The organism is Myceligenerans halotolerans, assembly GCF_054782975.1.
On the sequence record NZ_BAAGRL010000012.1, the window covers coordinates 33607 to 60408 of the forward strand.

Here is a 26802-nt window from a genome sequence, read left to right on the forward strand (position 1 = left end):
GACTACCCTCACCACATGGGCTGGGAGTTCTGGATCGACCGAGGCGGAACGTTCACCGACATCGTCGCGCGGCACCCGGACGGGTCGCTGAGCACGCACAAGCTCCTCTCGGAGGACCCGGAGCGGTACGACGACGCCGCCGTGGCCGGGATCGAGCGGATCCTGCGGCAGGCGGGGGCGGGCGCGGAGCTCCGGTCAGCAGGGGTCACGCTGCCCCGGGCCGACGACGGCTCCTCCCGAGCCGGCGAGGCAGCCTCCCGATCCGGTGACGACACCCCGCCCGGCGACGGCGCCTCCCGGACCGGCGACGACCCCGCCCCGCGGCCGCCGTCGGACACGATCCAGGCCGTGCGGATGGGAACCACCGTCGCGACCAACGCGCTGCTGGAGCGCACCGGCGAGCCCACGGTCCTCGTGATCACCCGCGGGTTCGGCGACGCGCTGCGGATCGCCTACCAGAACCGGCCGCGCATCTTCGACCGGCACATCGTCCTGCCTGAGCCGCTGTACACGCGGGTGATCGAGGTCGACGAGCGCGTCACCGCGAGCGGCGAGGTGCTGCGCGAGCCGGACCTGGCCGGCGTCGAACCCGAGCTGCGCCGCGCGTACGACGACGGGTTCCGTGCCGTGGCCGTCGTCTGCCTGCACTCCCACCTGTACCCGGACCACGAGAACCAGGTCGCCGACCTCGCCGAGCGGATCGGGTTCCCGCAGGTCTCCCGGTCCGCCGAGGTCAGCCCGCTGATGAAGCTGGTGCCGCGCGGGGACACCACCGTCGTCGACGCCTACCTCTCACCCGTGCTGCGGCGGTACGTGGACCAGGTGGCCGGGCAGCTGACCGGCGTGCCGCTGCAGTTCATGCAGTCCAACGGCGGGCTCGTCGAGGCGCATCACTTCCGCGGCAAGGACGCGATCCTCTCCGGGCCGGCGGGCGGGATCGTGGGCATGGTGCGGATGTCGGAGCTCGCGGGTCACGACCACGTCATCGGCTTCGACATGGGCGGCACCTCGACCGACGTCTCCCACTACGCCGGCGAGCTGGAGCGGGTGTTCGACGCCCAGGTAGCCGGCGTCCGGCTGCGCGCGCCCATGCTCGACATCCACACCGTGGCGGCCGGGGGCGGGTCGATCCTGCACTTCGACGGCAGCCGGTACCGCGTGGGCCCGGACTCGGCGGGGGCATCTCCCGGGCCCGCGTGCTACCGCAACGGTGGCCCGCTGACCGTCACCGATGCGAACGTGCTGCTCGGGCGGGTCCGTCCCGAGTACTTCCCCGCGGTGTTCGGGCCGGGAGGCGACCAGCCGCTCGACGTCGACGTGGTGCGGCAGAAGTTCGCGGCGCTCGCGGCCGAGATCGGCGACGGCCGCACGCCCGAGCAGGTCGCCGAGGGGTTCCTCGCGGTGGCCGTGGCGAACATGGCGGGAGCCGTCAAGAAGATCACGGTCCGCGAGGGGCACGACGTCACCCGCTACGCCCTGACCACCTTCGGCGGCGCGGGCGGGCAGCACGCCTGCGCGGTCGCGGATTCGCTTGGCATCGAGACCGTGCTGGTGCCGCCGATGGCCGGCGTGCTGTCGGCCCTGGGCATCGGCCTGGCCGACACCACGGTGATGCGGGAGCAGTCGGTCGGGACGGCGTTGTCCGACGACGCGGTGCCGAGCCTGCACGAGGCCGCCGACGCACTCGAGGCCGCGGCCCGGGCGGACCTCGCGGAGCAGGGCGTGCGGGACGACGACGGTGGCGGGGCACCCCGCGTCGTCGTCACCCGGACCGTCCACCTGCGCTACGACGGAACGGACACGACCGTGCCCGTGCGGCTCCGGGACGCAGACGGCCCCGCGCGACTCGGGGGCTCGCGCAGGTCCGGGAACGCCGGTACTCCCGGGGACACGGATGCCGCTCGGGAGCCGCGGAACGCGGCGGTGTCGTCCGCCCCGGCCGCTCCCGGTGGGCACGATGCCTCGATCGCTCCTGACGGGCGCGGCGGTGACCCGGTTCGGGAGATGGTCGCCGAGTTCGAGGCCGCGCACCTCAGCGTGTACTCGTTCCTGCTGGACCGGCCGCTGATCGCGGACGCGGTAGCGGTGGAGGTGGTGGCGCCGTCGTCGGCGGACACCGGCGGTTCGGCGGGCGTGGTCGACAACTCCGTGAGTGATCGGCACGAGGAACTGCCGATCACTGACGCGAGTGCCGACCACGGGGCAGGCCGGTCGGGCGAGGACCGGACGCGCGGCGGGGATGTACCGGTGTTCGCCGGGGGCGAGTGGCGGGAGGCTCCGCTGCGGCAGCGGGAGGAGCTGGTTCCCGGTGATTTCGTTGTCGGCCCCGCGATCATCACCGAGGAGAACGCGACCACCGTCGTCGAAGCCGGGTGGAGTGCCGAGGCCACCGACGAAGGGCACCTCCTCGTGCGCCGCACCACCCCACGCGCCGACGCACGCATCTCCGCCGCCGCCGACCCGGTGATGCTGGAGATCTTCAACAACCTGTTCATGTCGATCGCCGAGCAGATGGGCGCGCGCCTGGAGGCGACGTCGCAGTCGGTGAACATCAAGGAACGGCTCGACTTCTCCTGCGCGATCTTCGATCCCGACGGCAGCCTCGTGGCGAACGCGCCGCACATGCCGGTGCACCTGGGGTCGATGGGCACCACCGTGCAGGAGGTCATCGTCCGTCGCCGGGGGACGATGCGCCCCGGCGACACGTACGCCGTCAACGACCCGTTCCACGGCGGCACCCACCTGCCGGACGTCACGGTGATCACGCCGGTGTTCCGCGAGGGGTCCGACGGCGTGGCGGCCGTCGGCACGGGTGCCGGTGGCACGCCGACCGGCGACGACACCGGCGTCGACGACGAGATCCTGTTCTACGTCGCCTCGCGCGGCCACCATGCCGAGATCGGTGGCATCACCCCGGGTTCGATGCCGGCCGGCAGCATCGAGATCCACGAGGAGGGCGTGCTGTTCGACAACTGGCTGCTGGTCGCCGACGGGCGCATGCGGGAGCAGGAGACCCGTGAACTCCTCACCACGGCGCGCCACCCGTCCCGCGACCCGGAGACCAACCTGGCCGACCTGCGCGCCCAGATCGCCGCAGGCGCCAAGGGCGTCGAGGAGATCGGGGCGATGATCCGGCACTTCGGCCTCGACGTCGTCCAGGCGTACATGCGGCACGTGCAGGACAACGCGGCCGAGGCTGTCCGCCGCGTCGTCGACTCGTTGTCCGACGGCGAGTTCACCTACGAGACCGACCACGGCGCCACGATCGCGGTCCGCTTCCGCACCGACCACGCGCGGCGTCGGGCGACGATCGACTTCACCGGGACGTCGGCGCAGGTGGCGTCCAACTTCAACGCGCCGTCCTCGGTGGCCGTCGCCGCGGTGCTGTACGTGTTCCGCACGCTGGTCGACGACGACATCCCGCTCAACGACGGCTGCCGCCGCCCGCTGGACATCGTCATCCCGCCCGGCACGCTGCTGTCGCCGGAGTACCCGGCAGCGGTGGTGGCGGGGAACGTGGAGACGAGCCAGGCGATCACCGGCGCGCTGTACGGGGCGCTCGGGGTGCAGGCCGAGGGGTCCGGCACGATGAACAATCTCACGTTCGGCAACGCCGACCACCAGTACTACGAGACGATCGCGTCCGGCTCTGGCGCGGGCGACGGGTTCGCCGGCGCGTCCGCCGTGCAGACCCACATGACGAACTCGCGGCTCACGGATCCCGAGGTGCTGGAGACGCGCTTCCCGGTCCTGGTGCGCGAGTTCGCGGTGCGCGCGGGGTCGGGCGGCGCGGGCCGCTGGCACGGGGGCGACGGCGTGGTGCGGGCCCTGGAGTTCCGTGAGCCGATGACGGCGAGCCTGCTCACCGGGCATCGCAGGGTCGCGCCCTACGGGATGGCGGGCGGGGAGCCGGGGTCGCTGGGCCGCAACTCCGTCCGCCGGAAGGGGGCCGACGACGCCGAGCCGCTGGCCGGCCGGGACACGGTGAGCCTCGCTCCGGGCGACACCCTGATCATCGAGACGCCCGGGGGCGGCGGCTACGGCACCCCATGACTGAGGCCGCCGGTGCTGAGGATGGTTCAGTAGGGTCTCGCAGACCTTCCGGCGCCCTTTGAATCGATTCGAAACCCTGTTGAACCCGCCTCAGTCCGGTGAGTGCCCGGGGGATCGGGGCCGGCTCCGTGGCTGCCGACAGGGGTTAGCGTTTGGGCGTGAGGAACTCCGATGCCGTCCCGTCCGTCGTCGAGCCCGTGCTCGATCCCGAGTGGATCGCGCGGACCGTCGCCGTCGCGCTCGACGAGGATCTCGGGCCCGCGCCCGGGCGGGACGTGACCACGCAGGCGACGATCCCGCGCACGGCCACCGGCACCGCGGACCTCGTGGCGCGCGAGGACGGGACCGTCGCCGGGCTCGTCGTCGTCCCCGAGACGCTGCTCCAGGTCGCGGAACGGACCGGCCTCCCCGTCCCGGAGGTCACGTTCGAGGCCCGCGACGGGGACGACGTCGGACGCGGCCAGGTCCTCGCGACCGTGACGGGCGCCGCTCAGGTGCTGCTGATCGCTGAGCGCACCCTCCTGAACCTGGCCTCCCGCGCCTCCGGTGTGGCGACCGCCACCCGCGCCTTCGCCCGCGCCCTGGAGGGGACCGGCACCCGGGTGCTCGACACCCGCAAGACCACACCGGGACTGCGCGCCCTGCAGAAGTACGCGGTCCGGGCCGGGGGCGGCACCAACAAGCGGATGGGCCTGTACGACGTCGCCATGGTCAAGGACAACCACGTCGTCGCGGCGGGATCGCTCGCGGGCGCCGTCGCGGCCGTCCGCGAGGCGTTCCCGGACGTGGAGGTGCAGGTCGAGGCCGACACCACCGAACAGGCGATCGAGGCCCTCGGCGCCGGGGCGGACTTCCTCCTGCTCGACAACATGCCGACGCCGGTCCTTGTCGCGACGGTCAGGGCGGTGCGGGACCGCGAGGGGCGCAACGGCGTGCCGGCGCACGTCGAGCTCGAGGCCACGGGGAATCTCACGCTGGACCGGGCCCGCGAGGTCGCCGGGACCGGCGTCGACTACCTGAGCGTGGGGGCGCTGACGCACAGCGCCCCGATCCTGGACCTGGCACTCGACCTCCGCGACGGGCAGCGCTGAACGGCCGGCGATCGGTGGGGTGCAGGACCCCGAACTTCCCCGAGGCTGTGCGCCCGAACGCTCCGGCGGGACCGGGTCTGCACCACGGGACCGGTCAAGGGCACGTGGCGGCGCGCCGATAGAATCTCAGCGTGACTTCCGAGACCACCACGACCGATCCCGTGCCCGAGACCGACGACCTGCCCGAGCAGACCCGTGTCCGGCGCGAGAAGCGCGAGCGGATCCTCGCCCGCGGTGACGCCGCCTACCCGGTGAACCTCCCGGTCACGCACACGATCGCGGAGATCCGCGCGGGCTACGGCCACCTCGAGGCCGGGGAGGAGACGGACGACGTCGCGGGTGTCGCCGGGCGCGTCGTCTTCCTCCGCAACACCGGCAAGCTCTGCTTCGTCACCCTCCAGGACGGTGAGGGCAACCGCCTGCAGGCCATGCTCAGCCAGAAGGCCGTCGGCGAGGAGCACCTCGCGAACTTCAAGGCCGACGTCGACCTGGGCGACCACCTCTTCGTGCACGGGCGGATCGGGGCGTCGAAGCGCGGCGAGCTGAGCGTCTTCGCCGACGAGTGGCGCATGGCGGCCAAGGCGCTGCGCCCGCTCCCGGTCCTGCACAAGGACCTGTCGGAGGAGGCGCGCGTCCGCCAGCGGTACGTGGACCTCATCGCCCGGCCCGCGGCGCGCGACATGGTGCGGCTGCGCGCCGGCGTGATGCGCTCGCTGCGGGACAACTTCCACCGCCGGGGCTTCCTCGAGGTGGAGACGCCGATGCTGCAGGCCGTCGCGTCCGGCGCCTCGGCCCGCCCGTTCTCCACGCACATGAACGCGTACGACATGGAACTGTTCCTCCGGATCGCGCCGGAGCTGTTCCTGAAGAAGGCCGTCGTCGGCGGTGTGGAGAAGGTCTTCGAGATCAACCGGAACTTCCGCAACGAAGGCGCGGACTCGTCGCACTCCCCGGAGTTCGCGATGATCGAGGCCTACGAGGCTTACGGCGATTACGACACGATCGGCGCACTCACTCAGGACCTCGTCCAGACGGCGGCGAACGACGTGCTCGGGAGCACGGTGGTCACTCTTCCGGACGGTGCGGAATACGACCTCGGCGGTGAGTGGGCACAGATCACGATGTACGGATCACTCTCGGAGGCGATCGGTGAGGAGATCACACCGGAGACCGGTGTTGAACACCTGACCAAGCTTGCGGACAAGGCGGAGATCTCTCTCGACCCCAAGAAGGCGAATCACGGCAAGCTCGTCGAGGAGCTGTGGGAGCACCACGTGGGTGGCGAGTTGTATGCCCCGACGTTCGTGCGCGACTTCCCGGTGGAGACCTCTCCGCTCACCCGGGAGCACCGGAGTATTTCCGGCGCCGTCGAGAAGTGGGACCTGTATGTGCGCGGATTCGAGCTCGGCACGGGGTACTCGGAGCTCGTCGATCCGGTGATCCAGCGGCAGCGTTTCGAGCAGCAGGCGCGGATGGCCGCCGTCGGCGACGAGGACGCGATGCCGATCGACGAGGACTTCCTCACCGCCATGGAGATCGCCATGCCGCCGTCGGGCGGAATGGGCGTGGGTGTCGACCGCCTGCTGATGGCGCTCACGGGTCTCGGCATTCGCGAGACCATCATGTTCCCGCTCGTCAAGCCGCAGGCCTGACGTCGACGGGGTACGGCGCGGGCGGGTGCCGGGGAACGAGGCGTCCGCCCGGGCGGAACACGGGGAGATGTCACGATGAGAACTGACCCGAGGCGATTGTGAGGATCCTGTGGTGGACACATTCGGTGCGGTGATCGCGGGCCTCCTGCCCTCGATCGGTGTAGGCGTTCTGTTCTGGTTCGCGATGCGAAAGATCATGCGTGCCGACCGTGACGAGCGCCTGGCCACGGAGCGTATGGGGAGCCAACCTGGCACCGCGGCGGGGGATTCTACGGTGACGCCTGCGGATTCCGCCTCCGACGGCGTGGTGTCCAGCGACAATCCCTGAGCCGGGGATGAGCCCGGGAACCGGGATCGCGGGATTTCCCGGCCCGATTCCCCCGGCGGACCCCGGAGCGCCGTGACGGTGAAGTTTCTGTGTGTACGAAATCTCGCGGCCGACCCCTTTGTTTGACGGGTGATACACCTGTGCGGCATGCTTTCGACAACACCCAGATGTTTTGTTGAAATGAAAGGGCGTGCGGACAATGGTCCAGAGGGTTCAGCTGGTACTCGAGGACGACATCGATGGCGGCGTCGCCGATGAGACTGTGAGCTTCGGTCTCGATGGCACCAACTACGAGATCGACCTGAGCAAGGAACACGCTGCGGAGCTCCGTGAAGCGTTCGCTCCGTGGGTCGGTGCCGCGCGCAAGGCGAAGTCGACGCCGGCGGCGTCGCGTTCGTCGCGGCGCTCGCGCAGCGCGAACAACACCGCGGCGATCCGCGAATGGGCTCGTGCTCAGGGCCACACGGTGAGCGACCGCGGCCGTATCGCCGCCGAGATCGTCGCGGCCTACGAGAAGGCCAACGGCTGAGAGGCCGTTGAGCAGGTGCCTTGCTGCACTGTGCCCTCGGGCACCGTTGCGTCTCCGGTCCGGGGCGAGCCATAGGCTGGTCTCATGACTTCGGAGCCAGACCCAGGCACCTGCTCACTGTGGATCGGCACCTATCCTCCTCCCGGTGCCGGTCCTGGCAGTGGTGAGGGAGTGTTCCGCGTCGACGCCGACGTCGGCACGGGTGTCCTGAGCGGTGCCCGGCGCGCGATCGCGCTCCCCGCACCCTCCTTCCTCGCCGCGCATCCCTCGGGACGCACGCTCTACGCCGTGGGGGAGACCGGTACCGGTTCGCTGGCCGTGCTCGACCTGCGCGACGACGGCTCGCTCGTCGCGCGGCGCACCGTCTCCTCGGGCGGCTCGGAACCGTGCCACGTCGTGGCCGGCACCGATCACGTGTGGGTGACCAACTACGGCGACGGAGTCGCCACGACGTGGCCCACCGGCGACGACGGCCGGCTGACCGCGAACGCCGAGTCGTTCGGGCACCACGGATCCGGCCCGGTCCCGGACCGTCAGGCGGGTCCGCACGCCCACTCCGCGCACCTCCTCCCGGGCGACGGCAGCACCGCGCTCGTCGCGGACCTCGGTTCCGACGAACTGCGGGTCCACCGGGCCGCCCCGGACGGCGGCAGCGGCTCCGACCTCGCCGCGACGTTCCCGCCGGGAGCAGGTCCCCGTCATCTGGTGGAATTGCCCGACGGCGCCCTCCTCGTGGTCGGCGAGCTCGACTGCCGCCTGCACCTGCTCGTCCCGGACCCGGGCCCGCAGGGGCTTCCTCGCTACCGCCACGCGGACAGCTTCGCGGTCACGGACGCGACCTTCGGCCCCGACGGCGCGCCCGGATTCCCCTCGCACGTGACCCTCTCGCCCGACGGCCGGCACGTGCACGTCGGCGTGCGCGGCCCCGACGTGCTCTCCGTGCTGCGCGTCGAGCGCGCCTTCGCCGACTGGAAGGTCCGGCACGTCACCGACGTGGAACTCGGCGCCGGGACCTGGCCCCGCCACCACGCCGTCGTCGGACCCGATACGTCCGGCGGTGATGCCGGCGTGCCGGCGGGGCACGAGCTGGTCGTCGTCGCCGCGCAGAACACGAGTGAACTGATCTCCGTGCACGTGGACCTGACGTCCGGCACGGGGGAGGTCGTGGCGAGGTTCCCGTTCCCGGTCCCGCCCGCGTGCGTGCTGGTGTCATGATGCGCGTCGCGATGATCACCGTGCACACCTCGCCGCTCGAACAGCCCGGAACGGGCGACGCGGGCGGGATGAACGTGTACGTCCTGGAACTGTCGCGGGCGCTCGCGCGCCGCGGCGCCGAGGTCGAGATCTACACGCGTGCGACGTCGTCGGCCCAGCCCAAGGTGGTCGACGCCGAACCGGGGATCAAGGTGGTCCACATCGCCGCCGGCCCCTTCGAGGGCCTCGACAAGAACGACCTGCCCGGCCAGCTCTGCGCGTTCGCCGCCGGCGTGCTCCGGGCCGAGGCGCACCGCCCCGCCGACTGGTACGACGTCGTCCACAGCCACTACTGGCTGTCCGGCCAGGTGGGATGGCTCGCGACCGAGCGCTGGGACGTCCCCCTGGTGCACTCGATGCACACCATGGCGCGCGTCAAGAACGCGTCGCTCGCGCCCGGGGACTCCCCGGAGCCGATGGGGCGCATCGTGGGGGAGGAGCAGGTCGTCGCCGAGGCGGACGCGCTCGTGGCCAACACGGAACAGGAGGCCGACGACCTCGTGTGCAGGTACGCGGCCGACCGGTCCCGCGTGCACGTCGTGCCTCCCGGCGTGGACACGGGCCTCTTCGCGCCGCTCGAGGCGGCGCTCGACGGACGGGGCGGAACCGGGCGGCGGACCGTCTCGTGCCCCGTGGAGAACGACGAGGAACGCGCCGCGGTCGCCGAGACGCGGCGCGCGCTGCGCGAGCGTCTCGGCCTGCCTGTCGACCGGCAGGTGGTGCTCTTCGCCGGGCGCATCCAGCTGCTGAAGGGTCCGGACGTGCTGGTCCGTGCGCTGGGCTCCTGGCCGACGACGGCGACGGCGAGTGCGGGCGCAGACACGGGCACGGGCACGGGCGCGCGCGCAGGCACGGCGAGTTCGGGCGCGGGCACGGCGTGGTCGGCGGCCGAGGGGACCGCGGCCGGGGCGGCGGGTCGGACGGCCACGCCGGACGCGGCAGCCCGCCCGCTGCTCGTCGTGCTCGGCGGCGCGAGCGGCAAGGCCACGGCCGTGCGCGAGCTCGAGGCGCTCGCCTGGCAGGAAGGTGTGACCGACGACGTGCTCCTGCGGGCGCCGGTGCCGCAGGCCGAGCTCGTGGACTGGTTCCGTGCCGCGGACCTCGTCGCCGTCCCGTCGCACAGCGAATCGTTCGGGCTCGTGGCGGCCGAGGCGCTGGCGTCGGGCACGCCGGTGGTCGCGGCCGCGGTGGGCGGCCTGCGCACGGTGGTGGCCGACGGCGAGTCCGGGGTCCTCGTGCACGGTCACGAGCCCGCCGACTGGGCGCGCGCACTGCACGACCTGCTCGCCGACGACCGCCGTCGTACCCGGATGGCGCGGGCGGCAGCCGCCTCGGCGGCACGGTTCGGCTGGGACCACGCCGCCGACGAGATCCTCGCCGTCTACGAGACGGCACGCAAGCACCACGCGGAGTCGGGCAGGATGGGGGCATGACCTACAAGCTCGTCCTGCTCCGCCACGGCGAGAGCGAGTGGAACGCCAAGAACCTGTTCACCGGCTGGGTGGATGTTCCCCTGTCCGAGAAGGGCACCGAAGAGGCCAAGCGCGGCGGCACGCTGCTGACCGAGGCGGGTGTCACGCCCGACGTCGTGCACACCTCCCTGCTGCGCCGTGCGATCACCACCGCGAACCTCGCGCTGGACGCCGCGGACCGGCACTGGATCCCCGTGAAGCGCAGTTGGCGGCTCAACGAGCGGCACTACGGCGCGCTCCAGGGCAAGAACAAGAAGGAGACCCTCGCGGAGTTCGGCGAGGAGCAGTTCATGACGTGGCGCCGGTCGTACGACGTGCCGCCGCCGGAGATCGAGCTCGGCTCCGAGTACAGCCAGGACGCCGACCCGCGCTACGACGGCGCCCCCGTGGTGCGCACCGAGGCGCTCAAGAACGTGCTCGAGCGGGCGCTCCCGTACTGGGAGTCCGAGATCGTCCCGGACCTGAAGGACGGGAAGACGGTGCTCGTGGCCGCGCACGGCAACTCGCTGCGCGCGCTGGTCAAGCACCTCGACGGCGTCTCCGACGAGGCGATCGCCGGACTGAACATCCCCACCGGCATCCCGCTGGTCTACGAGCTCGACGAGTCGCTGGCCCCGATCACCCGGGGCGGCACCTACCTGGACCCGGAGGCGGCCAAGGACGCCATCGCGGCGGTCGCGAACCAGGGTCGCTGAGTCGGTAGAGGCGGTTGCCTCGGCGGACGACGGCACGGATGCCGTGCGCGAACCTATCTTTCCCGAAGTGGAGGGCCCCCTGGGGCCCGTGAACGGGTTCGCGCACGGCATCCGTGCCGTCGTCCGCCGAGGCAACCGCCTCACTGACTGTGCAGTCGCCCTCACTGCCTGCTGCGGTTACTGGTTGTGCTGGTGGTCTTCCGGGAAGTCGCCCGTGACCAGGAACGAGACGCGCTTGGCGATCGATACGCCGTGGTCCCCGAAGCGCTCGTAGTAGCGGCCCACCAGCGTGATGTCGACCGCCTCCTGGACGGTGCCGTCCCAGTCCTCGCCGAGCAGGGCGCCGAACGTCTCCTGGTGCAGCTCGTCGAGCAGGTCGTCGTCGCGCTCGATGGCCTGCGCCATCTCGAGGTCGCGCGTCTCCAGGAGGAGGGTCGTCCGTTCGGCCACGTGCACCGCGGCCTCGTCCATCCTCGCGAAGATGTCCGCGGCCGCCGGGACGATCGCCTTCGCGGGGTACCGGCCCCGTGCCACCTGGGCCACGTGGCGGGCCAGGTCACCCATGCGCTCCAGCGAGGCGCTCATGCGCAGTGCGCTGACGATGGTGCGCAGGTCGGTCGCGACCGGCGCCTGCTGGGCGAGCAGGTGGACGCAGCGCTCGTCGAGGGACGCCTCGAGCTGGTCGATGGACTTGTCCGAGGCGATCACCTCCTGCGCGAGCTGCAGGTCCGCTTCCCTCAGCGCCTTGCCGGCCCTACTGATCGCTGACTCGACGAGTCGGCTCATCTCGGCGAGGTCGTCGCCGACCTGTCGCAGCTCGGCCTCGAAGATCTGTCGCATCGCTTTCCTTCCACAGGAGTGCGCCGTGCATAGCGGGCTGGCCGCGTTGGCGCGACGCCGGCCGGCTCCTCCGGCGCGACGCCAAGCGTCGCACTCGAACGTAAACCCTCAGGTTAACGACTTCCTGTTACAGGATGAACTCCTGGTGACGTCAATCGGGCTAGTCGGCTCGATGGCGAGTATCCGCGGCGGCACTGCCTACTCTGGGTGGGTGGACGGATTCATCCAGGGGGTCTCGGTGCTCGGCGCGGGCATCGTCGGCGTGGTCGTCGGCGTCGTCTCCACGCTCGCGTTCCGCATCTCCGAGCGACGTCAGCGCGGAGGACCGGAGGCACCGGCCGCCGAGCTCGACGACGGCCTCGTCCGTGTGCTCTCCGTCCTGCGCTCCGCCGCGGTCGTGGTGGACGACGACGACGAGGTGATCCGTGCGTCACCCCCCGCCTACGCGCTCAACGTGGTGCGCAACGACGCGATCGCGCACGCCGCGATCCGGGAGATGGTGGCCCAGGTGCGGCGGGACGGCATGATCCGGGAACGTGAGCTGGAACTGCCGCGCGGCCCGGTGGGCAGCGGCACGGTGCTGCTCCAGGTGCGCGTCGCGCCGCTGGGCAACCGGGTCCTGGTGCTCGCCGAGGACCGGACCGAGGCCGCCCGCGTCGAGGCGATCCGCCGCGACTTCGTGGTCAACGTCTCGCACGAGCTCAAGACCCCGGTCGGTGCGCTCGCCCTGCTGGCCGAGACCGTGGCCGACGCCGCCGACGACCCGGTCGCCGTGCGGCGGTTCACCGAACGCATGCACCGGGAGGCGCAGCGCCTGTCCGAGCTCGTGCAGGAGATCATCGAGCTGTCCCGGCTCCAGTCCCAGGGCGCCGTGCAGAAGGACACACCCGTGTCCGTGCGCGCGGTGATCGACGAGGCCGTGGACCGGGCCAAGACGGCCGCGCACGCCAAGAACATCGCCATCACGTCCGGCGGCGCGCTGGGCAGCGTGGTGTATGGCGACCACAACCTCCTGGTCACCGCCGTGCGCAACCTGCTCGACAACGCCGTCGCCTACTCGGGACCGGCCACCCGCGTGGGGGTGGGCGTGACGGAGCGCCGCGGGCTGGTCGAGATCGCCGTCGTGGACCAGGGTGTCGGGATCGACGAGAGCAAGCAGGACCGCGTGTTCGAGCGCTTCTACCGGGTCGACCCGGCCCGCTCCCGCGACACCGGCGGCACCGGCCTCGGACTGAGCATCGTCAAGCACGTCGCGGCCGACCACGGCGGCGATGTCACGATGTGGTCGGAACCCGGCCGCGGATCGACGTTCACCCTGCGGATCCCGTCCGCGGGCATGAATGCCGACGCACTGACGACCGAGCCGGGGGCAAGGCCCGCGGCCGGTGATGTGAGAGCCGGGACGGACCCGGTGGCGACGAACGAGGAGGTAGGCGCGTGACGCGCATCCTGGTGGTCGAGGACGAGGAGTCGTACCGCGACCCGTTGACCTACCAGCTCGCCCGCGAGGGGTTCGAGGTGGTCGAGGCGGCGGACGGTAACTCCGCGCTCGCGGCCTACGACGCCGACGGGGCCGACCTGGTGCTGCTCGACCTGATGCTCCCCGGCCTCTCCGGGACGGAGGTGTGCCGGGAACTGCGCGCGCGCGGTGACGTGCCGGTCATCATGCTCACCGCGAAGGACTCCGAGATCGACAAGGTGGTCGGGCTGGAGCTCGGCGCCGACGACTACGTGACCAAGCCCTACTCGTTCCGGGAGCTGCTCGCGCGGATGCGCGCGGTGCTGCGCCGCCGCCAGCCCGTCGAGCAGACGGCGGACGACGCCGCGGGCGTCCTCGAGGCCGGTCCGGTCACGATGGACGTCGAACGACACACGGTGACCGTGAACGGCGACACGATCTCGCTCCCGCTCAAGGAGTTCGACCTGCTCGAGCTGCTGCTGCGCAACGCGGGGCGCGTGCTGACCCGAGGGCAGCTCATCGACCGGGTCTGGGGTGCCGACTACGTGGGCGACACCAAGACGCTGGACGTGCACGTGAAGCGCATCCGCTCGAAGATCGAACCCGACCCGGGGACCCCGCGCTACCTGCTCACGGTGCGTGGGCTGGGGTACAAGCTCGCGGACTCCGAGGAGTAGCCGGCGCTCGGGGCGCGCGGGCCGGCAGGGATCCGGTCCGCGCGGCCGCCGGGCGGGGTGCCCGGGTGGTCTCGTGGCGGGGTGTTGCGGGCCTGGGCTCGCCGCGGTCGGCGGCTTCGAAGGAATGCGTTGTCCGTGATGCCGGTCTTGCGGTATGTGGGATGTCACTGTCGGTGTTCACCTTGTGTTCGCTTTTGTCCTTACTGGTATTCACCGGGCGTCCCTAGCGTCATGGAACATGACCCTCTCCAGCAGCCGTGCCGTCGCGATCGTCGCCGCGGGCGCCCTCGTCCTTCCGCTCGCCGGATGCAGCCAGATGCTCGGTGCCACCTACGTGCCGCCTGCGCCCATCGAGGTGGCGGGTTCGTTCGGGGGCTCCGGCTCCTCCGCGATGCAGGTGGCCATGGAGGCGTGGACCACGGCGTACGTGGCCGACAACCCGGGCGTGACGGTGGAGTACGACGCCATCGGCTCCGGTGGCGGGCGCGAGGAGTTCCTCGCCGGGCAGGTGGCGTTCGCCGGGTCCGACGCGGTGTTGTCGGAGGACGAGCTGGCGGCTTCCTCGGAGGTGTGTGCCGGCGGGAACGGGATCGACCTGCCCGTGTACATCAGCCCGATCTCGGTGGCCTTCAACCTGGAGGGCATCGACAGGCTCAACCTCGCGCCCGACGTGATCGCGAAGATCTTCACCGGCGAGATCACGACGTGGAACGACCCGGCGATCGCGCAGGCCAACGCGGAGGTGAGCCTGCCGGATCTCCCGATCACGGCCGTGCACCGCGAGGACGACTCCGGGACCACCGACAATTTCACGGACTACCTGCGCCAGGTCGCGCCCGAGGACTGGCCGTACCAGGCCGACGGCGTGTGGCCGATCGACCACGGGAGGGCCGAGCCCCAGACCGGGGGCGTCATCGGCTACGTGCGGGACAACCAGGGCTCCATCACGTACGCGGACGCGTCAGCGACCGAGGGGCTGGGCAGCGCGGCGATCCAGGTGGGCGGCGAGTTCGTGGAGTACACCCCGGAGGCCGCCGCGTCGATGGTCGACGTCTCGCAGATCATCGACGGCCGGACCAAGTACGACCTCGCCTACGAGATCGACCGGAGGACGACCGAGACGTACGCGTACCCCCTGGTCCTCGTGTCGTACGTGGTCGTGTGCTCCCGGTACACCGACAAGGCCACCGGGCGGTTCGTGAAGGACTTCATCACCTACATCTCCTCGGCCGAGGGGCAGCAGCATGCCGCGGAGGCGGCGGGCAGCGCGCCCGTCTCCGAGTTCGTGCAGCGCAGGGTCGAGGAAGCGGCGGAGTCGATCTACCTCGGCTGAGGCGTACCGATCGGCGCCGGCGAGGTGTCACTCGTGCTCGTACCGCTGCGCAGGGCCGGTCGTACCGCCTCCGCCGGGCCGAGCGGAACGGTCCGGGATCGCAACGGGGATGAATTGCGTAATCGCTCATGGTCCGACGGCGGTCGTGGTTGAGCAAGGCGAGTGGTCGACCTCACGCCGTTCTCCCGCCACTGTTCATCTTCCGTTCACTTGAACCTGGGCGCGAGGTCATTCCATCTCCCTAGCGTCACGGATGACGCCGGCGCTCGCCGTGCGCAACGAACTGAACAGGATGGATCGACACGTGAAGATCAGCCGATTCCCCCGCGTGGGTTCCGCTGTCATGGCCGGTGCGCTCGCCCTGAGCCTCGCTGCCTGCGGCTCCGACCCGGGCGCTGACGACGGTGAGACCGGCGGCACCGACGAGACGGCGGACAGCATGGGCCTGTCCGGTCAGCTCGACGGTGGCGGCGCGTCCTCGCAGGAGAACGCCATGGACGCGTGGCGGGCGGGCTTCCAGGAGGCCAACCCGGACGTGACCGTCAACTACGACCCGGTCGGCTCCGGCGGTGGCCGCGAGAGCTTCGGCTCGGGCGCCTACCTGTTCGCGGGCTCCGACGCCGCGCTGGACGAGGACGAGATCGCCACCGCCGAGGAGGTCTGCGGCGAGGGTGGGGTCATCCAGTTCCCCGGCTTCATCGCCCCGGTGACCGTCGCCTACAACCTTGAGGGCGTCGACACGCTGAACCTCGCCCCGGAGACGATCGCCGGGATCTTCAAGGGCGACATCACGAACTGGAACGACGAGGCGATCACGGCCGACAACGAGGACGCCGAGCTGCCCGACATGGACATCACGGTCGTCCACCGCTCGGACGACTCGGGAACCACCGAGAACTTCGTGGAGTACCTGGCCACCGTCGCGCCTGACGTTTGGGACTTCGAGGTCGAGGGCGTCTGGCCGGTCGAGGGCCAGGAGTCGGCGCAGGGCAACTCGGGCGTCGCCAACGCCGCGCAGTCCGGCGAGGGCACCATCGCGTACGTCGAGGCGTCGCAGATCGGCACGCTGAGCACGGCGGCCGTCGGTGTGGGTGACGAGTTCGTCGAGTACAGCGCGGAGGCGGCGGCGGCCGTCGTCGAGCAGTCGCCGCGCGTCGAGGGCACGGGTGAGCACATCTTCGCCTTCGAGCTCGAGCGCGACCTCCCGGGCACCTACCCGATCGTGCTCGTCTCCTACGAGCTCGCCTGCCTCACCTACGCGGACGAGAACACCGCCGAGCTGGTGAAGGGCTTCGAGACCTACGTCCTGAGCGAGGAGGGCCAGCAGTCCGCCGCCGACAACGCCGGTTCCGCCCCGATCTCGGACACGCTGCGCAGCGAGATCCAGCCGTCGCTCGACGCGATCTCGGCCGGCTGATCCTGGCAGACTGAGCACGACACCGGCGCCGGTGGCCGGTCCGGGCCGCCGTCTGGCGGGCCCGGGCCGGCCACCGGCGCAGTCGTGAATACTTGACCTCACGCAAGAGCGCACCCCCTGAGGAGCGAGAGTGACGACCACCGATAGTCCGCCCGTCGACGAGGTGACCCCGCCACCTCGTCCCCGCGCGACGCGCCGCCGCAGCACCGGCGATACGGAACGCGGCTTCAGCCGCGTGTTCCGCTGGATCGCGATCGGTGCGGGCGCAACGATCCTCGCGGTGCTGGCGGCCGTTGCGCTGTTCCTGCTCTTCCGCGCGTGGCCGGCCCTGACCGCCGGTCCGGCGGAGCTCGCCGAGGCCGTGCCGCGATACCCGGACGACACCTCGTTCGTCGAGTACGTGGGGCCGCTCGTCTTCGGCACGCTGCTCGCCGCGGTGGTGGCCCTGGTGCTCGCGACGCCGGTGGGGATGGGCATCGCGCTGTTCATCTCGCACTACGCGCCCCGCCGCCTGGCGCAGATCCTCGGCTATCTCGTCGACCTGCTGGCCGCCATCCCGTCCGTCATCTACGGCCTCTGGGGCTTCCTGATCCTCGCGCCCGCGCTGTTGCCGGTCTGGAACTGGCTCAACACGTATCTCGGCTGGTTCCCGCTGTTCGCCGGCGAGGTATCGACCACGTCGAAGTCGATCGCGACCGTCGGCGTGGTGCTGGCGGTCATGATCCTGCCCATCATCACGGCGGTCTCGCGCGAGGTCTTCCTGCAGACCCCCAAGCTGCACGAGGAAGCGGCCCTGGCGCTCGGCGCCACCCGCTGGGAGATGGTGCGTGTCGCCGTCCTGCCGTTCGGGCGCTCGGGCGTGATGTCGGCGGCCATGCTGGGCCTCGGGCGGGCGCTCGGCGAGACGATGGCCGTGCTGATGATCCTCTCGCCGGGCTTCACGTACTCCTTCCACCTCCTCGAGGCAGCGAAGCACCAGACGATCGCCGCGTACATCGCCCTCGACTTCCCTGAGGCGTCCGGCCTTGCCGTGAACGCCCTGATCGCGACCGGCCTCGCCCTGTTCGTGATCACCCTGGCCGTGAACATGTTCGCGCGATGGATCATCGCGCGCCGCAAGGAATTCTCGGGAGCGAACTGATGAGTACAGCCACTCCTGCCGCGGACGCCACCGAGCGCACCCGCCAGCTCCTGACCTCGGCCGAGCCGCGCCGCAAGGCCACCGACCGGCTCATGACCGGCGTCATCTGGTTCTGTTTCCTCCTGGCGATGGCCCCCCTCGTGTCGCTGTTGTGGACGGTCGCCAGCCGCGGCGCCGGCCGGATGAGCGTCGACTTCCTCTCGCTGTCGATGCGCGGGATCTTCGGCGGCAACCCCGACGGCGGCATCTATCACGCCATCATGGGCACGCTGATCATCACCGGCTGGGCGATCGCGATCTCGGTGCCGATCGGGCTGATGACCGCCATCTACCTGGTCGAGTACGGGCGGGGGCTGCTCGCCCGGGCCGTGACGTTCTTCGTGGACGTGATGACCGGCATCCCGTCGATCGTGGCGGGTCTGTTCGTCGTGGCGCTGTTCACGCTGATCTTCGGGCCGGCCGCTCGTTTCGGGTTCATGGGCGCCGTCGCGCTCTCGGTCCTGATGATCCCGGTCGTGGTGCGATCCGGCGAGGAGATGCTCAAGCTCGTCCCGAACGAGCTCCGCGAGGCGTCGTACGCGCTCGGCGTGCCCAAGTGGCTGACCATCGTCCGCGTCGTGCTGCGGACCTCGGTCGCAGGCCTGACCACGGGCGTCCTGCTCGCCATCGCGCGCGTCATCGGTGAGACCGCACCGCTTCTCGTCGCGGTGGGTGTGACCGACTCGATCAACTTCGACGCCTTCGACGGGCGCATGATGACGCTGCCCGTTTTCGCGTACCGCCAGTACTACGCGGGCTACGCCACGTGCCAGCCGGACGACATCGACTGCATCGTCGACATCGGGTTCCAGAACGCCTGGGGCGCCGCTCTGGCACTCATCGCGATCGTCATGCTCCTCAACATCACGGGCCGCCTCGTCAACCGGTGGTTCGCCCCGAAGCTGCGCTGACGCGCAGGACCTCACCTCGCCCAGCGCAACACGAAGGATCCTTTCCATGGCCCAGCGCATCGACGTCAAGGACGTCAACATCTACTACAGCGAATTCCTCGCGGTCGAAGGCGTCTCGATGAGCATCGAGCCGCGCTCCGTGACGGCCTTCATCGGGCCGTCCGGCTGCGGCAAGTCGACCTTCATCCGCGCGCTCAACCGCATGCACGAGGTCATCCCCGGCGCGTACGTGGACGGCAGTGTGGAGCTCGAAGGCGTCGACCTGTACGGGCCGGACGTCGACCCGGTGGCGGTGCGCCGCAACATCGGGATGGTGTTCCAGCGGCCGAACCCGTTCCCCACGATGTCGATCCGGGACAACGTCCTGGCCGGCGTCAAGCTGAACAACCGCAGGATCTCCAAGGCCGACGCCGACGACCTGGTGGAGTCGTCCCTCCGGGGCGCGAACCTCTGGAACGAGGTCAAGGACCGCCTCGAGAAGCCCGGTTCCGGCCTGTCCGGCGGTCAGCAGCAGCGCCTGTGCATCGCCCGGACCATCGCGGTGAAGCCGCAGGTGGTCCTCATGGACGAGCCGTGCTCGGCCCTGGACCCGATCTCCACCCTGGCGATCGAGGACCTGATCCAGGAGCTGAAGAAGGACTACACGATCGTCATCGTCACGCACAACATGCAGCAGGCCGCCCGCGTGAGCGACCGGACGGCGTTCTTCAACATCGCCGGCACCGGCAAGCCCGGCAAGCTCATCGAGATGAACGAGACGGCGACGATCTTCAGCTCCCCGTCGGAACAGGCCACCGAGGACTACGTCTCGGGCCGCTTCGGCTGACCTGTGTCTTCCGGAGCCGCCGGGCTCCGTCGTCCTCGGCTCGTTCCTCGCCTGCGGGCGCCGTCGCTACGCTTCCGGCGGCCCGGGACCGGTTCGGTGGGCGTGAACGTGCGGAAGGCCCCCAGGGATCCTCGATCCCCGGGGGCCTTCGGGCGCTACCGCTCGGCGCCCTCCAGCGACTCCGTCACCGGCTCCTCGGACTCCAGGACGCACTGGATGGTGCGGTCGTCCTGCCGCCAGCTCTCCTTGGTCGGGTAGAACGACCAGAAGTACAGCTCGGACTCCGAGTACGGCACGCCGACGAAGTTCTCGAACTCGCCCTCGCAGAACGTGTCGGCCTCCTCGGTGACGTCGTCCTCACCGGGGTACGCGCCGTTCGCCAGGTCCTTCTCGGCGTAGATCTCGCCGGTGTGCTCCTGGTCGCACGGCATGACGGGCAGGTCCGTGAACGTGGCCTGGTTCTCGAGTTCGGCGATGTCGAGGCAGTCCCCGATCTCCACGGTCATCGCGCCGGCGTCGGCCTCCTCGATGATCTCGCCGTTCTCGTCACGGGGGGCCTCGTCGGCACTCCCCTCCAGGAAGTCGTCGATCGCCGAGCACCCCGAGAAGAGACCAACGGCGAGAGCGGCGCCGACGACGGCGGTGACGCCGCGAACACGGCGAGCGGCGGGGGACTTGGTGCGCAGAAGCAAGACGTTCGAGCCTTTCGGGGGGTCACTCCGCGTCGGCGGGGTGGGTGAGCCTGGACAGGTCGCCTGACAAGACCCTATCGACCGGAGATGTCGAGAGCGAGCAAAATCGATGTGCGTGTCCGATGCGCTGCGACGTCCGCGTGGGCGACGTCCGCACGCGGCCTACTCGTCCGGCGTCGGGGAGCTCACCGGTGACGGGGACGTCTCCGGCGACGCGGAGGCCTGCGGAGACGGGGAAGCCGTCGGCGACGGCTCCGGCACGTAGTCCGCGTACTCGGGGAGTTCGCCGTTGAGCACCGGCAGGTCGAAGGTCCGGGACTCGCCGCCGGCCTCGAGGGTCGAGGGGACGCTGGAGCCCGGTCCGGCGGAGACGACGTCGAGCAGGACCGTCTCGCCGCTCTCGCCGCCGATGTAGAGGGTGTCGCCCGCCCCGACCTCGAAGGTGACCGGCGTGGCTCCCTCCGGGGCGAGCGTGAACGTCGCGCTCTCCTGCGTGTCGTTGGCGAGCGCGCCGAGCAGGGTGCCGGCCGCACCTTCCTCCGCGGCCACCACCATGAGATTGAGCCCTCGCAGGTCGGTGAACTCGCCGACCTCCTGCGCACCCACGGACACCATGACGCCGTCGGACGGCGAGTAGTTGAGCGCGGTGGTGGTGGGGGCGCATGCCGACAGGAAGGCGGCACCCGCCGCGGTGACGGCCGCGACCGCGACGGTGCGGGCGCGTCGGTGGGCGGTGGTGCGACGGGACACGGTCTACTCCCTGGAGGTCAAGGCGGTGATCGGGCAACATCCTAATGGCCCGGGACCGCGACGGTGCGTCGCGGGGAGCCGCCCGCGGCAGGTCGGTTCGTGGTGTGTGTCACCCGCCACGCGGACGACGACGGCGACTCCGCACGGCCACTCGTGGAGAGAATTGGGCGGCCGCCATTCTGTACGAATCAAAAATTGGGTCAAGAGTGGGTGATCGGATCGATATGAACGATCTCGCCCAACGCCGCGAGCTCGCGCCCGGCCCGCGAAAATGTGGCATCTGACCTGCGATGACGTCAATGTCAGAGCAGCTTCCGAACCGGGTCGGGTCAAGAAAATCGGGGACCGCAACGTGGTAACCTTGTGTCCTGGAAAGGGGACATCTGCAGATGACGTTCACAGTAGGCGAGACTGTTGTCTACCCGCACCACGGCGCGGCGCTGATCGAGGAGGTCAAGACCCGCAAGATCCGGGGCGAGGAGAAGATGTACCTCAAGCTCAAGGTCGCCCAGGGTGATCTGACGATCGAGGTCCCGGCGGAAAACGTCGACCTCGTCGGGGTGCGCGATGTCGTCGGCCAGGAGGGCCTCGAGCGAGTCTTCGAGGTGCTGCGTGCGCCGTACACGGAAGAGCCCACCAACTGGTCGCGCCGGTACAAGGCGAACCTCGAGAAGCTGGCGTCCGGTGACGTGATCAAGGTCGCCGAGGTCGTGCGGGATCTTTCCCGCCGCGATGCCGACCGCGGACTCTCCGCGGGCGAGAAGCGCATGCTGGCCAAGGCCCGTCAGATCCTGATCTCCGAGCTCGCGCTCGCGGAGAAGACCGAGGAGGAGAAGGCCGAGGCCATCCTCGACGAGGTCCTCGCCGGCTGATCACCTTCGACCCTGTCGGCGGGGTCCTCACATGACCACGCTCGCGATCCTCACCGCCGCCGGATCCGGCGCACGTCTCGGGCGTGACTTGCCCAAGGCACTCGTCGATCTCGGCGGTTTCCCGCTCGTCCTGCATGCCGCGCGCCGACTCGTCGGGTCCGGCGTGGTCGACGCCCTCGTCGTCACCGCGCCCGACGGCTTGCGGGACGTCGTCGACGAACTTCTCACCACCGATGCGTATATGACGGTCCCCGTCACGGTGGTCGACGGCGGCGCGACGCGCCAGGCGTCCGTCGCCGCCGGCCTTGCCGCGGCCGGTACGAGTCACGATGTCGTGCTCGTGCACGATGCCGCCCGTCCTCTCGTTCCCGCGGACCTGGTCCGGCGGGTCGTCGCCGCCGTCCGGGCGGGCCACGACGCCGTCGTCCCCGGGCTTCCCGTCACAGATACCGTCAAGCAGGTGGTTCCCGGCGACGACGCCGAACTCGTGATCGGTACTCCGGACCGTGCGTGGTTGCGAGCCGTGCAGACGCCCCAGGGCTTCACGCGGGAGCTGCTGGAACGCGCGCACAAGGCAGGTCAGGACCGGTCGGGTTCCGAGGCCGCCGCCGCGACGGACGATGCCGGGCTCGTCGAAGCTCTCGGCGAGCCGGTGCACATCGTGCGAGGCGACGCCGCAGCAGCCAAGATCACGACGGAGCGCGACCTGCGCATCGCAGCCCTCGAGCTGACGGACTGAGTGGGAGGATCAGGCTTGGACGTCGAACTCGCACCTTCGTGCCCCGTGCCGCACATCGGTATCGGAACGGACGTGCACGCCTTCGCCGGGGAAGGCAGCGACCGGGAACTGTGGCTCGGCGGCCTGCACTGGCCCGGGGAGCGAGGCCTGGCCGGGCACTCCGACGCGGACGTCGCCGCCCACGCCGCGGCCGACGCGCTGCTCTCGGCGGCGGGGATCGGTGATCTCGGGACCAACTTCGGTACGGCCGAGCCGGAATGGTCCGGCGCGCCCGGGACGAAACTGCTGGCCGAAGCCGCTAGGCGAGTTCGCGCCGCAGGGTTCACCATAGGGAATGTGTCTGTTCAGGTGATCGGGAATCGTCCGAAGATCGGTCCGCGTCGCGCGGAGGCAGCGGCCGCGCTCGGCGGCGCCGCGGGTGCGCCCGTGAACGTTTCCGCGACGACCACCGACGGGCTCGGCCTCACGGGTCGTGGCGAGGGCGTCGCGGCGATCGCCACGGCGCTGGTGTTCACCGCGCCGTCCACACCTTCTGCGTCGGACGCGGCGATGCCGCACGGGGAGATCTCATGACCGAAGCGCGTGTGAGCAGGCGCAAGACACTCGAGGAACGTCGCCAGGAGATTGTCGAGGCCGGGCTGCGCGTCGCGCTTCGTGAGGGTGTGGAAGCGGTCTCGGTACGCGCGGTGGCGCAGGAGGCCGAGATCTCGCTCGGCACCGTGCACTACTGCTTCGAGGACAAGGCCGACATGCTGCGGGCGATGGGGCGCGCGATCGCCCTGACGGCCTCGGAGCCCGCGCTCGCCGCGCTCGACCAGGGACACGACCCGGAGGCACTGGTCTCGGCGTCCGCGCAGTCAATGCTCGACGGCCTCAAGCAGAACCAGCACATGCGCCTCCTGACCTTCGAGTTCGCGCTGGCCGGGGTCCGCTCCCGCGTGCTGCGCGAAGTGGCGCAGGCGCACCTGGACCAGAGCTATCGGTTCACCAAGGAGTACCTGAACAAGCTCGCCGACCGCGGCGGCGCCCGGTTCTCGGTGGACGTGGACTTCCTGGCGCGCTTCGCCGCGCAGCAGATCGACGGGATCGAGATCGGATGGCTCGTCGACCGGGACGACGAGGCGGCCCAGAAGGCCTTCGACGAGCTGGGGCGCCTGGTGCTCCGCTACCTGGTTCCCGCGTTCGACCGGAAGTGAACGCCGGCGTCCGATCGTAGGCGAGCCGGCCGTCCGATCGTCAGGGAGAGCAGGGCAGGAGCACTCGACGAGTTCGCGCCGAGTCCGCGAGGGGCCGTGAACTCGAGCCCGGCCCTGTTCGCGGCGCCGGAGCCGTGGGATAGTGCCCCAGTGTCCGATGTCGTTCACCGCGCCCCCACATCCCAGCCGTTGACCTGGAGCAACTGGGCCCGCACCGCGACGTGCAGCCCGGTCGGCCGGGCCGAGCCCCGGTCCGAGGCCGAGCTCGCCGAGGTGGTCGCCCGGGCGGCCGCCGACGGCCGCTCCGTCCGGGCGGCCGGCGGCGGTCACTCGTTCACGCCCGCCGCGACGACGTCGGGCGTGCTGCTGAATCTCGACCACGTCAGCGGCCTCGAACGCGTGGAGCGTGTTCCCGAGACCGGGAACACCCTGGTCACCGTCGGCGCCGGCGTGCGGCTGCACCAGCTCAACCGCCTGCTCGCCGAACGCGGGCTCGCGATGCGCAACCTCGGCGACATCGACCGCCAGTCCATCGCGGGTGCGATCTCCACGGGTACGCACGGCACCGGCGCCCGCCTCGGCGGGCTCCCGACCCAGGTGCGTGGCCTCCGGGTGGTCGGCGTGGACGGCGCCGTGCACGATGTCGGCCCCGGCGACCCGCTCTTCGAGGCGTCGCGCCTCGGTCTGGGCACCACGGGCGTGCTCAGCGCCGTGACGCTGGAGGTCGTGCCCGCCTACGACCTGCGTGCCGAGGAACGGCCCGTACCGCTGGCCGAGGCGCTGGAGTCGCTCGACGGGCCCGACGGCGTCGTCGCGACGAGCGACCACTTCGAGCTCTACTTCTTCCCCGTCACCGGACGAGCGCTGACCCTGCGGAACACCCGCGTCGAGCCGGCGACGGTCGGCAGGCTCGCCCGGGCCGGCCGCGCGGCACGGTCGTTCCTGGACGAGGAACTGCTGTCGAACGGCGCGTTCGAGATGGTCAACCGGGTCGCCACGGCGTTCGGCGGGCTGACACCGCGGCTCAACGCGGTCTCCGCCCGCGCGCTGTCGGCGCGCACCTACCAGGCGCCGTCGTACCAGGTGTTCTGCACGCGGCGGCGGGTGCGGTTCCGCGAGATGGAGTACGCGATCCCGCGCGAGAGCGTGCGGGACGTCATCACCGAGGTGGACGACTGGCTGCGCACGTCCGGGGAGAACGTGCCGTTCCCGATCGAGGTGCGGTTCGCCGCGCCCGACGACGTCTGGCTCTCCACCGCCCACGGCCGCGAGACCGCCTACGTCGCCGTCCACCAGTACTGGCGCCTGCCCTACTCCCGGTACTTCGAGGCCGCCGAGCGGATCTTCGTGACCGCGGGCGGGCGCCCGCACTGGGGCAAGCTACACACCCGCGACTCGGACGACCTCGCCCCGCTCTATCCCCGGTTCGACGACGCCGCGCGGGTGCGCCTCGAGCACGACCCGGAGGGCGTGTTCCACAACCGCTACACCCGGAAGGTGCTGGGCTGATGAGTTCCCTGACGGCACGCCTGGAGGCCGCCACCGCACACCTGCCGGCCCCGGTCGCCGTCGTCGACCTCGACCGGTTCGACGCCAACGCCCGCGACCTGCTGTCCCGTGCCGGCGGCATGCCCGTCCGGTTGGCCAGCAAGTCCGTCCGCGTCCGGGCCCTGGTCGACAGGGCGCTCGGCGCGGGATTCTCCGGCGTCATGGCCTACTCGCCGCGCGAGGCCCGGTGGCTCGCCTCCCAGGGGTTCGACGACGTGCTGGTCGGCTACCCGAGCGTCGACCGGACCGCGCTCGCCGAGCTCGCCGCGGATCTCGTGGCACGGCGCGCGGTGACACTGATGATCGACTCGCCGCTGCACCTCGACCTGATCGCGGAGGCGGTCGACGCGGCGAGGGCCGCCGCCGGAGCCGTCGCCACGGTCGCCACCGTCGGTGCCGGGAACGCCGGCGGGCCCGGCGCCGAGAGCGCGGACACCCCGGGCGGGACCGGCACGCTGATGCCCGAGGCCCCGGGAACCCCCCGGGAGGAGATCCCGTCCCTGCAGGTCTGTCTCGACGTCGACGCGAGCCTCCGGCTCGGCTCGGCCCACCTCGGCGTCCGCCGCTCGCCGCTGCGGACCCCCGACGACGTCGGCCGGCTCGCCTCCCGCGTCGCCCGCACCCGGGGCGTGCGCCTGCGCGGCCTGATGTTCTACGAGGCGCAGGTCGCCGGGCTGCCCGACTCGAGCCCGGCCGTGCGCCTCGTGAAGCGGCTCTCGGTGCGGGACCTCGACCGCCGTCGGCCCGAGCTCGTCGCGGCCGCGCGGGACGCCGTCGGGCACGACCTCGAACTGGTGAACTCCGGGGGAACGGGATCGCTGGAGACGTCCGCGGCCGCACCCGGCGTCACCGAGGTGACCGCCGGCTCGGGCCTGTACACGCCCGGCCTGTTCGACGGCTACCGCGCATTCCGGCCGCGGCCCGCCGCGTTCTTCGGGCTCGACGTCGTCCGGGAGCCCGCACCCGGCTGGGTGACCGCGTTCTCCGGCGGCTATATCGCGTCCGGACCCGCCGCGACCTCGCGGCTGCCGCGCGTCGTGACACCCGGCTGGCAGCTCACCGGATCGGAGGGCGCCGGCGAGGTCCAGACGCCGCTGCGGTCGCGCCGCCGCGGCGGCCCCGGCAGGCAGGAGGCGCTGCGCGTCGGGGACCGCGCCTGGTTCCGCCACGCCAAGGCCGGCGAGCTCATGGAGCGGTTCGACGAGGTCCACCTGGTCCGTGGCGACGGGATCGTCGCGACCGTCCCCACGTACCGGGGCGAGGGCAAGAACTTCGGCTGACCGGTCCC

At 71.0% G+C, this 26802-nt stretch carries 24 protein-coding genes; 21 read left to right on the plus strand and 3 right to left on the minus strand.

Annotated elements, in window-relative coordinates; genetic code table 11:
* The first annotated feature begins 15 nt into the window (after positions 1-15).
* The 8 genes from ACYVK5_RS09335 (at position 16) to ACYVK5_RS09370 (ending at position 11074) form a co-directional block, all read left to right on the plus strand.
* Positions 16-4053: a hydantoinase B/oxoprolinase family protein gene (locus tag ACYVK5_RS09335; RefSeq protein WP_460704136.1), complete on the plus strand. Its 4038-nt coding sequence runs from the start codon at positions 16-18 to the stop codon at positions 4051-4053.
* Positions 4054-4211: 158 nt separating this feature from the next.
* Positions 4212-5144 carry a carboxylating nicotinate-nucleotide diphosphorylase gene (nadC, locus tag ACYVK5_RS09340; protein WP_460704138.1) on the plus strand — a complete coding sequence of 311 codons (933 nt, stop codon included), beginning with the start codon at positions 4212-4214 and terminating at the stop codon, positions 5142-5144.
* A gap of 131 nt (positions 5145-5275) precedes the next feature.
* Positions 5276-6796 carry a lysine--tRNA ligase gene (gene lysS, locus ACYVK5_RS09345; protein WP_460704140.1) on the plus strand — a complete coding sequence of 507 codons (1521 nt, stop codon included), beginning with the start codon at positions 5276-5278 and terminating at the stop codon, positions 6794-6796.
* 112 nt (positions 6797-6908) lie between these two features.
* A complete protein-coding gene (locus ACYVK5_RS09350) occupies positions 6909-7124 on the plus strand; it encodes a hypothetical protein (protein WP_460704142.1) in 216 nt (71 codons plus the stop codon).
* 199 nt (positions 7125-7323) lie between these two features.
* Positions 7324-7653 (plus strand): histone-like nucleoid-structuring protein Lsr2, encoded by a 330-nt coding sequence (locus ACYVK5_RS09355; protein WP_460704144.1) that lies wholly within the window; start codon positions 7324-7326, stop codon positions 7651-7653.
* An 84-nt stretch (positions 7654-7737) separates the two neighbouring features.
* Positions 7738-8868, plus strand: coding sequence for a lactonase family protein (locus ACYVK5_RS09360; RefSeq protein WP_460704146.1), 1131 nt, complete (start codon positions 7738-7740; stop codon positions 8866-8868).
* On the plus strand, positions 8868-10340 hold the full coding sequence (locus ACYVK5_RS09365; protein WP_460704148.1) for a glycosyltransferase: 1473 nt from the start codon (positions 8868-8870) through the stop codon (positions 10338-10340). Before ACYVK5_RS09360 ends, ACYVK5_RS09365 begins: the two co-directional genes overlap by 1 nt.
* Positions 10337-11074: a phosphoglyceromutase gene (locus ACYVK5_RS09370; RefSeq protein WP_460704150.1), complete on the plus strand. Its 738-nt coding sequence runs from the start codon at positions 10337-10339 to the stop codon at positions 11072-11074. The genes ACYVK5_RS09365 and ACYVK5_RS09370 overlap by 4 nt, the downstream gene beginning before the upstream one ends.
* 177 nt (positions 11075-11251) lie before the next feature.
* Here ACYVK5_RS09370 and phoU read toward each other — a convergent pair whose 3' ends face one another.
* The gene (gene phoU, locus ACYVK5_RS09375; RefSeq protein ID WP_460704152.1) at positions 11252-11914 is read right to left on the minus strand and encodes a phosphate signaling complex protein PhoU; all 663 of its coding nucleotides are present in this window, start codon (positions 11912-11914) and stop codon (positions 11252-11254) included.
* A 211-nt stretch (positions 11915-12125) separates the two neighbouring features.
* On the opposite strand from phoU, the gene ACYVK5_RS09380 reads away from it, so the two are divergent.
* From ACYVK5_RS09380 to pstB, 7 genes are all read left to right on the plus strand, one after another.
* Positions 12126-13355: a sensor histidine kinase gene (locus ACYVK5_RS09380; RefSeq protein ID WP_460704154.1), complete on the plus strand. Its 1230-nt coding sequence runs from the start codon at positions 12126-12128 to the stop codon at positions 13353-13355.
* Complete coding sequence (locus ACYVK5_RS09385; protein WP_460704156.1) at positions 13352-14050, plus strand: response regulator; 699 nt, start codon at positions 13352-13354, stop codon at positions 14048-14050. Before ACYVK5_RS09380 ends, ACYVK5_RS09385 begins: the two co-directional genes overlap by 4 nt.
* A gap of 238 nt (positions 14051-14288) precedes the next feature.
* Positions 14289-15383 (plus strand): phosphate ABC transporter substrate-binding protein PstS, encoded by a 1095-nt coding sequence (gene pstS / locus ACYVK5_RS09390; protein ID WP_460704158.1) that lies wholly within the window; start codon positions 14289-14291, stop codon positions 15381-15383.
* Between the two features lie 304 nt (positions 15384-15687).
* On the plus strand, positions 15688-16800 hold the full coding sequence (locus ACYVK5_RS09395) for a phosphate ABC transporter substrate-binding protein PstS (RefSeq protein WP_460704160.1): 1113 nt from the start codon (positions 15688-15690) through the stop codon (positions 16798-16800).
* Between the two features lie 130 nt (positions 16801-16930).
* Positions 16931-17941: a phosphate ABC transporter permease subunit PstC gene (gene pstC / locus ACYVK5_RS09400; protein ID WP_460704162.1), complete on the plus strand. Its 1011-nt coding sequence runs from the start codon at positions 16931-16933 to the stop codon at positions 17939-17941.
* Positions 17941-18891, plus strand: coding sequence for a phosphate ABC transporter permease PstA (gene pstA, locus ACYVK5_RS09405; protein WP_460704164.1), 951 nt, complete (start codon positions 17941-17943; stop codon positions 18889-18891). Before pstC ends, pstA begins: the two co-directional genes overlap by 1 nt.
* Positions 18892-18937: 46 nt before the next feature.
* Positions 18938-19717 carry a phosphate ABC transporter ATP-binding protein PstB gene (gene pstB / locus ACYVK5_RS09410; protein WP_460704166.1) on the plus strand — a complete coding sequence of 260 codons (780 nt, stop codon included), beginning with the start codon at positions 18938-18940 and terminating at the stop codon, positions 19715-19717.
* Between the two features lie 155 nt (positions 19718-19872).
* Here pstB and ACYVK5_RS09415 read toward each other — a convergent pair whose 3' ends face one another.
* Both ACYVK5_RS09415 and ACYVK5_RS09420 read right to left on the minus strand, forming a co-directional pair.
* On the minus strand, positions 19873-20409 hold the full coding sequence (locus ACYVK5_RS09415; RefSeq protein WP_460704168.1) for a septum formation family protein: 537 nt from the start codon (positions 20407-20409) through the stop codon (positions 19873-19875).
* 162 nt (positions 20410-20571) lie between these two features.
* Positions 20572-21159, minus strand: a complete 588-nt coding sequence (locus ACYVK5_RS09420) for a hypothetical protein (RefSeq protein WP_460704170.1) — start codon at positions 21157-21159, stop codon at positions 20572-20574.
* Between the two features lie 389 nt (positions 21160-21548).
* Here ACYVK5_RS09420 and ACYVK5_RS09425 point away from each other — a divergent pair, with 389 nt between their 5' ends.
* From ACYVK5_RS09425 to ACYVK5_RS09450, 6 genes are all read left to right on the plus strand, one after another.
* Positions 21549-22031, plus strand: coding sequence for a CarD family transcriptional regulator (locus tag ACYVK5_RS09425; RefSeq protein WP_192861750.1), 483 nt, complete (start codon positions 21549-21551; stop codon positions 22029-22031).
* A gap of 31 nt (positions 22032-22062) precedes the next feature.
* Positions 22063-22770: a 2-C-methyl-D-erythritol 4-phosphate cytidylyltransferase gene (ispD, locus tag ACYVK5_RS09430; RefSeq protein ID WP_460704172.1), complete on the plus strand. Its 708-nt coding sequence runs from the start codon at positions 22063-22065 to the stop codon at positions 22768-22770.
* A gap of 15 nt (positions 22771-22785) precedes the next feature.
* Positions 22786-23343 (plus strand): 2-C-methyl-D-erythritol 2,4-cyclodiphosphate synthase, encoded by a 558-nt coding sequence (ispF, locus tag ACYVK5_RS09435; protein ID WP_460704174.1) that lies wholly within the window; start codon positions 22786-22788, stop codon positions 23341-23343.
* Positions 23340-23966: a TetR/AcrR family transcriptional regulator gene (locus tag ACYVK5_RS09440; protein WP_460704176.1), complete on the plus strand. Its 627-nt coding sequence runs from the start codon at positions 23340-23342 to the stop codon at positions 23964-23966. The genes ispF and ACYVK5_RS09440 overlap by 4 nt, the downstream gene beginning before the upstream one ends.
* 189 nt (positions 23967-24155) lie before the next feature.
* Positions 24156-25475 carry a D-arabinono-1,4-lactone oxidase gene (locus tag ACYVK5_RS09445; protein WP_460704760.1) on the plus strand — a complete coding sequence of 440 codons (1320 nt, stop codon included), beginning with the start codon at positions 24156-24158 and terminating at the stop codon, positions 25473-25475.
* Positions 25475-26794 carry a type III PLP-dependent enzyme domain-containing protein gene (locus ACYVK5_RS09450; protein ID WP_460704179.1) on the plus strand — a complete coding sequence of 440 codons (1320 nt, stop codon included), beginning with the start codon at positions 25475-25477 and terminating at the stop codon, positions 26792-26794. The genes ACYVK5_RS09445 and ACYVK5_RS09450 overlap by 1 nt, the downstream gene beginning before the upstream one ends.
* Positions 26795-26802: the final 8 nt, after the last annotated feature.

Coding starts and splice junctions, on each gene's coding strand:
- ACYVK5_RS09335 (WP_460704136.1), top strand. CDS start 16: ATGGGCTGGGAGTTCTGGATCGACCGAGGCGGAACGTTCACCGACATC.
- ACYVK5_RS09355 (WP_460704144.1), top strand. CDS start 7,324: ATGGTCCAGAGGGTTCAGCTGGTACTCGAGGACGACATCGATGGCGGC.
- ACYVK5_RS09360 (WP_460704146.1), top strand. CDS start 7,738: ATGACTTCGGAGCCAGACCCAGGCACCTGCTCACTGTGGATCGGCACC.
- ACYVK5_RS09365 (WP_460704148.1), top strand. CDS start 8,868: ATGCGCGTCGCGATGATCACCGTGCACACCTCGCCGCTCGAACAGCCC.
- ACYVK5_RS09370 (WP_460704150.1), top strand. CDS start 10,337: ATGACCTACAAGCTCGTCCTGCTCCGCCACGGCGAGAGCGAGTGGAAC.
- phoU (WP_460704152.1), bottom strand. CDS start 11,914: ATGCGACAGATCTTCGAGGCCGAGCTGCGACAGGTCGGCGACGACCTC.
- pstS (WP_460704158.1), top strand. CDS start 14,289: ATGACCCTCTCCAGCAGCCGTGCCGTCGCGATCGTCGCCGCGGGCGCC.
- pstA (WP_460704164.1), top strand. CDS start 17,941: ATGAGTACAGCCACTCCTGCCGCGGACGCCACCGAGCGCACCCGCCAG.
- pstB (WP_460704166.1), top strand. CDS start 18,938: ATGGCCCAGCGCATCGACGTCAAGGACGTCAACATCTACTACAGCGAA.
- ACYVK5_RS09425 (WP_192861750.1), top strand. CDS start 21,549: ATGACGTTCACAGTAGGCGAGACTGTTGTCTACCCGCACCACGGCGCG.
- ispD (WP_460704172.1), top strand. CDS start 22,063: ATGACCACGCTCGCGATCCTCACCGCCGCCGGATCCGGCGCACGTCTC.
- ACYVK5_RS09440 (WP_460704176.1), top strand. CDS start 23,340: ATGACCGAAGCGCGTGTGAGCAGGCGCAAGACACTCGAGGAACGTCGC.
- ACYVK5_RS09450 (WP_460704179.1), top strand. CDS start 25,475: ATGAGTTCCCTGACGGCACGCCTGGAGGCCGCCACCGCACACCTGCCG.